Origin of the sequence: Candidatus Soleaferrea massiliensis AP7 (genome assembly GCF_000820765.1) — a bacterium.
Classification (GTDB): domain Bacteria; phylum Bacillota; class Clostridia; order Oscillospirales; family Ruminococcaceae; genus Soleaferrea; species Soleaferrea massiliensis.
In genome coordinates, this window is the sequence record NZ_CCYH01000035.1 from 26,906 (window position 1) to 33,989 (window position 7,084).

Annotated in this window: 2 protein-coding genes and 1 pseudogene; 1 reads left to right on the forward strand and 2 read right to left on the reverse strand. The window is 57.0% G+C overall.

Annotated elements, in window-relative coordinates:
- Positions 1 to 395: 395 nt before the first annotated feature.
- Positions 396 to 4,113, forward strand: a pseudogene (locus BN348_RS08575) (phosphoribosylformylglycinamidine synthase).
- Between the two features lie 608 nt (positions 4,114 to 4,721).
- Here the strand turns inward: BN348_RS08575 and BN348_RS08580 are convergent.
- Positions 4,722 to 5,030 carry a DUF3892 domain-containing protein gene (locus BN348_RS08580; protein WP_040197475.1) on the reverse strand — a complete coding sequence of 103 codons (309 nt, stop codon included), beginning with the start codon at positions 5,028 to 5,030 and terminating at the stop codon, positions 4,722 to 4,724.
- A 242-nt stretch (positions 5,031 to 5,272) separates the two neighbouring features.
- Positions 5,273 to 7,084: S1C family serine protease (locus BN348_RS13235; RefSeq protein ID WP_156136468.1), on the reverse strand; the 1,812-nt coding region annotated here is incomplete at its 5' end.

The window sequence follows — 7,084 nt, forward strand, 5'->3', positions numbered from 1 at the left end:
TTTGCGCCCGACCGGGCTTTCGGAAGACATCCACAGGATATGTCTGAGTCGTAATTCTCACGGCCCGCCGGGATTCCGACTGGTCTGTTCAAACTGAGTGGGGCTTGCGGCGGATATTTCCCTATGCGTCCGGACGGGGCTCCGTGTTTATGCGGTAAGTCCGTGCTTCATTTGGGCGCTGAAATTTTCCCATGCGCCTGACCGGGATTTCGGAAGACATCCATAGGACATGCCTGACCGGGCTTTCCATGCCGGCCGCGCGGAGAGCATTGTACGCAACCGATATCTTCAGCGGATACACAAAGCCGGAAGCCGTATGCGCTTTCGGCGGATTTGACTGCAGTTTTGTGGACCGGAAGGCTCCACCACTAAAATACAAGGAGTGTTTCAATAACATGGCGGTATATCGCATCTATGTGGAAAAGAAGGCGGATTACGCGGTGGAAGCCGGCAATCTGCTCGCGGACCTGAAAACCGCGCTGCATCTGGATTCCCTGAAAAGCGTGAGAATTTTAAATCGCTACGATGTTCAGAACATCTCAGAAGAGGATTTTGAAAACGCTGTGGGCACCGTTTTCTCGGAGCCGCAGGTTGACCGCGCATATACACAGCTTCCCGCAATGTCCGAAACCGAGCGGGTCTTCGCGACCGAATACCTGCCCGGCCAGTTCGACCAGCGCGCCGATTCCGCCGCGCAGTGCATCCAGCTTGCGACGCAGAAGGACCGCCCGCTGATCCGCGGCGCACGGGTCTACCTCTTAAAGGGACGCATCTCGGATGAGGAATTCGCGGCCATCAAGCACTACTGCATCAACCCGGTCGAGAGCCGGGAGGCCTCGCTCGAAAAGCCGCAGACGCTTGAAGCGAACTACGACATCCCGACCACCGTGGAAACGCTCGACGGCTTCATCGGCCTGGATGACGACGCGCTGCGCGGTTTTATTAAAAGCTATGGTCTGGCGATGGATTTCGACGACATCAAGTTCTGCCAGCAGTATTTTAAAGAAACCGAGAAGCGGAACCCGACCATCACCGAAATCCGCATGATTGACACCTACTGGTCCGACCACTGCCGCCACACCACCTTTTTGACCAACATCCAGGATGTGAAGATCGAGGCGGACTATATCCAGGACAGCTACGACAAATACCTGAACCTGCGCGGCGAACTGTATGCCGGCAGGCAGAAGGATTTATGCCTGATGGACATCGCGACCATCGGCGCGAAATATCTGAAGAAGAACGGATTCCTCGACGACCTCGACGAATCCGAGGAGATCAACGCCTGCTCCGTCAGGGTCAAAATCGACGTGGACGGCGAAATGCAGGACTGGCTGTTGATGTTCAAAAACGAGACGCACAACCATCCGACCGAAATCGAACCGTTCGGCGGCGCGGCGACCTGTCTGGGCGGCGCGATCCGCGATCCGCTGTCCGGACGGTCCTACGTGTATCAGGCGATGCGCGTGACCGGCGCGGACGACCCGACCGTCCCGATGGAGCAGACGCTTGCAGGCAAGCTCCCGCAGAAGAAGATTGTCACAACCGCGGCGGCCGGCTACAGCTCCTACGGCAACCAGATCGGCCTTGCCACCGGCCATGTCGCGGAGGTATACCATCCGGGCTACGTCGCGAAGCGCATGGAGATCGGCGCGGTGGTCGGCGCGGCGCCGGCTGAGAACGTCGTGCGCGAGCGTCCGGCGCCGGGCGACATCGTGATCCTGCTGGGCGGACGCACCGGCCGAGACGGCTGCGGCGGCGCAACCGGCTCGTCGAAATCTCACACGCTTGAATCGCTGGAATCCTGCGGCGCGGAGGTCCAGAAGGGCAACGCGCCTGAGGAACGCAAAATCCAGCGCCTGTTCCGCAATCCACAGCTCACCCGCATGATCAAGCGGTGCAACGACTTCGGTGCGGGCGGCGTATCGGTCGCCATCGGCGAGCTGGCCGACGGCCTTTCGATCGATTTAAACGCGGTCCCGAAGAAGTATGACGGACTCGACGGCACCGAACTTGCCATCAGCGAATCGCAGGAGCGCATGGCCGTCGTCGTCGCCAAAGAGGATGTCGGCGCGTTCCGGAAAATCGCATCCGAAGAGAATCTGGAATCCACGATTGTCGCAGAGGTGACCGAAGAGCCGCGTCTTCGCATGGACTGGAACGGCGCACAGATCGTCGATCTGTCCCGCGAATTTCTCAACTCGAACGGCGCGTCCAAATACACCGATATCGTGATCACAGAACCGAAGCTGCACACCGAAACATCGCTGGAAGGAAGCATGGAACAGAAGTTTGAAGCGCTGCTTTCCGACCTGAACGTCTGCTCGCAGAAGGGGCTGGTCGAGCGGTTCGATTCGACGATCGGCGCTTCCACCGTGCTGATGCCGTTCGGCGGCGTCCGCCAGCTGACCCCGACGCAGGCGATGGCCGCGAAGTTCCCGGTACTCGGCGGCGAAACAAACGCCGCAAGCCTGCTCGCGTGGGGCTTCAACCCGTACCTGTCCGCGCAGAGCCCGTACCACGGCGCGATGCTCGCGGTGGTCGAATCGGTCGCGAAGCTTGTCGCGGCAGGCGGCAGCTATCACAAGTGCTGGCTGACCTTCCAGGAGTACTTTGAGCGCACCCAGAACACCCCGTCCCGCTGGGGCAAGCCGATGGCCGCGCTGCTCGGCGCACTGGAGGCGCAGCTGAACCTGAAGATCGCCTCGATCGGCGGCAAGGACTCGATGAGCGGCACCTTTGAGGACATCGACGTTCCACCGACACTCGTATCGTTCGCCGTCTCGATGACCGATGCCGCGAACGCGCTTTCGGCGGAGTTCAAGCAGTCCTCAAGCAAGGTCGTCCTCTATAAGCCATCCTATCACGAAAACATGCTCCCGGATTTCGAGAGCATCAAGGATACATTTGACACGGTGGAAAAGCTGATCTCAGAAAAGCAGGCAAAGGCTGTCTGGGCAGTCAGCTACGGCGGTGTGGCAGAGGGCGTCTTCAAGATGGGCCTTGGCAACCGCATTGGCTTCACCTTTACCAAAGATATGACTGACGAAGAGCTGTTCACACCATGCTACGGCGCCTTCCTGGTCGAGATGGACAACGACGCCGACGAAAAGGGCGGCGTGGTGATCGGCCGGACGACCGACGCATACAGCATCGAAATCGCAGGTGAAACGCTCTGCATGGACACACTCGAAAAGGTCTGGGAGAACAAGCTTGAGCCGGTCTTCCCGTACCACTCCAAAGGCACGGATGAGAAGGTCGAGAACCTCAGCTATGAGCGCAAAGAAATCCTGCTTGCACCTGCCAAAATCGCGAAACCGCGCGTGCTGATCCCGGTCTTCCCTGGCACCAACTGCGAATACGACACCGCGCGCGCATTTGAAGCCGAGGGGGCTCAAGCGGATATCTTTGTCATCCGCAATCTGAGCGCTTCGGACGTTGAACAGTCGGTGCTGGAGATGGAGAGACGCATCAAAGAAGCGCAGATCATCGCGATCCCGGGTGGATTCAGCGGCGGCGACGAGCCGGACGGCTCCGGCAAATTCATCACGGCGTTCTTCCGCAACCCGCGCATCAAAGAAGGCGTGCACGAGCTGCTGAAAAACCGCGACGGTTTGATGCTCGGCATCTGCAACGGCTTCCAGGCTCTGATCAAGCTGGGACTTGTCCCGTACGGCGAGATCATCGACACCGATGAGAACTGCCCGACGCTGACCTTCAACACAATCGGCCGCCATCAGTCGATGATGGTGCACCCGCGTCGCTTCGAACAAATCCCCGTGGTTCATGCACGCACAGGTCGGTGACATTCATACGGTGCCGGTTTCGCACGGCGAAGGCCGTTTCGTCGCACCGGACGAATTGATCAAACAGCTTGCCGCAAACGGACAGGTTGCGACGCAGTACGTCGACCTGGGCGGCGACGCGACGCTGAACATCCGATTCAACCCGAACGCATCCTATGCCGCCATCGAAGGCATCACCTCACCGGACGGCAGGGTGCTTGGTAAGATGTGCCACAGCGAACGCAAAGGCTCCTATGTCTGCAAAAATGTCGAAGGTGACAAAGATCAGCTGATCTTCAAAGGAGCAGTCGACTACTTCCGTGGTTGATGAAACGCCTGACAGACCGAACAACGGATTATACTTGTGATGTATCCGCTTTCGTCTTTTGAAAATGGATATCCGGTTGGCATATCTGTGATTGGCATATGCAATATTGAGAGCTTCCTTTACAAAAGGAGGCTCTTTTACTTTACGCACCAGCCAAAGTATCAGGGTACCATAGAAGCAACCTGTAACTGGGAAAGCCTCCGCTGCTAGCTATGCCCAACCACCCTGCCAAAAACAAAACGCCGCCCGCAGGCGGCCGAATCAGAAAACGGGATATCGGAGGGGATTTTCAAGGGGGCCATCTGGCCCTAAGCGGCACACTGTATGGCCCCCTTGAACGGCCTTTCTTGGTTACTTCTTTGGCCGGCAAAGAAGTAACGACCACATTGCCAAGTGTCACTTGGTAAATACAGTGAAAGCGCTGCGCTACAGCGATACAACCGTCACTTTACAAAACACCTCGACAAATGCAGTAAAGCCGCTGTGTCCCAGCGCTTCAACAATCCTCCCTCCAAGCAAATCTTAGCAAACAAAGAAAACTCACACTCCCCTATCCCATAAAACTAAAAAGAGCCTCCTTCTTGCATGAAGGAAGCTCTTTTCTGTTTTTATCTGGTTCCCTGCTGTGAAATTGACGGAAGGGAACCGAGGTTGTTTTCTTCATTCTGATCCGGAAGGCTCCTGAGATACTCACTGCCTCTGCGGTGCGCAATGGTCACACCCTTGATGTCGCCGTTCCTGGCGCGGAGAATCCCCTCTTCCTTGCTGACGATATCGCCGCCGGAAAGCTCATATCCCGTGATCTTGCCGTCTGTGCGGACAACCGCTGTGATCGACTGTGCATTCGGCTTCGGCACCGGCTCAAAATTGCCGGCGTTCGTCACAAAATTCTGCGCGATGTTTTTCTCGTACTCCATGATTGATTCACTCCTTTCCTTTCAAGCTGTTACTAGTGTAACCAGCCGTTCGGAAAACTATGAATCATCTTTTTATAAATAAATGAAGATCATCATCAAACTAAAACGGCTTTTGCCGTCTTCTGCCAGCTCGTCCCGGCTGCGTCCGGTCAAATTGCCAAATCCGCGCTGTTCGAAGAGGATGGCCCGGACGAAGTGGTTTCGTCCGGGCCGGTATATGGGTGTTTATGTGGAGATATCAATTAAAATCCAAACGGCATGGTGCCGCCCTGATCGTTTCCATAGCCATCCTGGCCGCCATTATAGTATTCATTGCCGCCCTGCGTTCCGTCTCCGGAACCATTCTGGGTATTGTTCGAGGCTTCATATTCATACAGCGTAATCTCAAGCTCATAGGTCTGGCCGTCAGAGCTTCTGTAAACCGTCAGCTTGATCGTGTCGCCCGGTTTTTTCTTCATCAGGAGCGCGTGCAGTTCGGTTCCGGTTGTGATTTCCTCGCCGTCCGCCTTGGTGATGACATCGCCCTGCTTGAGTCCCGCGCTTGCCGTCCGCTGGTCGGTGATGCTCTGTACATAGACGCCGGTCGGCAGGCGGTAGAACTGGGAAACCATCTCGTCGATGTTCTGATAGGTGATGCCGAGCGAGACGCGGTTCTTAACATAACCGTATTCCTTCAAATCGGAGATGATCGGCTGTGCGTCATTGATCGAAATGGCGAATCCAAGGCCTTCATAGCCGGTCGCCACAATCTTCGAGGAGTTGATGCCGATAACCTGGCCGTACATGTTGACCAGCGCGCCGCCGGAGTTGCCCGGGTTGATGGCCGCATTGGTCTGGATGCAGTCCATGGTGTATCCGGTGTCATTGGTGATCGGGCGGTTGACAGCGGAAATGATGCCGTTGGTGACGCTGGAGTTGAATTCCATACCGCCTGGATTTCCGATTGCCATGACCGATTCCGCAACCTCCAGCTGATCGGAATTTCCGAATTCCGCCGCGGTCAGGCCGGTCGCCTCGATCTTGATCAGCGCAAGGTCGGTCGCGGTGTCGCTTCCAACCAGCTTGGCTTCATAGGTACCGCCGTCCGACAGGACCACCTTCAACGATGTGGCGCCGGATACGACATGCGCATTCGTGATAATATAGCCGTCGGCAGTCATAATAATACCGGAGCCTTCCCCGGCCGCCTGCACGCTGTTGCTCTGGAAATTCTGGATGCAGACCACGGACGGGATAACCTTGGCCGCAACCTGCTGCGCGGTCAGCTGCTCGCCGCTGTTGCTGCTGGTGTTTGTGGTTGGGACATTGTTGAGTGAAAAGCCGCTGGAAGAGTTTGGCGCCGGCAGCCAGCCAGCGTTGCTCATGGCAACATATGCGCCGACCGATCCGACCGAAATGACCCCCACCGCGACAAGTCCCGCCGCACATTTTATAACAGTTTTCTTTTTTCCAGACCAAAAATGTGATATACTGTGTTTGGATTCTTTTTTTGTGCCGGTCTGCTGGCTGTCCGCCTGAACCTGTGCATCAAAGTTCGGGACCTCGTAGTATTCGCTTTCCCAGCCTTCCGTGTCATAATGATAATCGGGGCTGGGCTGCTCTGCACCGGCGCCGTTTTGATACCACGCGTTCTGCTGGTGCGCCATCTGGGTCCAGTCTTCGCTTTTTTCGGTATCCGCCGCCTGCTGTGCCGGCTGATGCTGCTGTATCTCGTCGCCCTGGCTGTAAGTACCGCAGGCATGCACGCCATTGTGTCCGTCATGTCCCTGCCCGTCCTGCCGCCAGTTCGGCTGTGCCGGGCCTGCGGCGGCATTCTGCCGTGCCGGCTGCTGATGCTGCGCTGCCTCCTGAGCATTCACATGATCAGCTGCGCCAGGCTGTGTATACGGATTGTACGCGCCCTGCATCTGATTGTTCCAGCGGTGCTGCTGATGCATGTCCGGCTGTCCGGCATTTGTCTGCGGCTGATGGGAGGAAGCATTCCATTCGGTTTCCTGCGGCTGTGCATTCTGCTGCGGCGCCGGCTGTTCCGGCTGCATGTTCTGCATCTGCGG

Bases quoted from the DNA above. Each gene is read 5' to 3' on its own strand.
- BN348_RS08580 (WP_040197475.1), bottom strand. From the start codon at position 5,030: ATGGAGTACGAGAAAAACATCGCGCAGAATTTTGTGACGAACGCCGGC.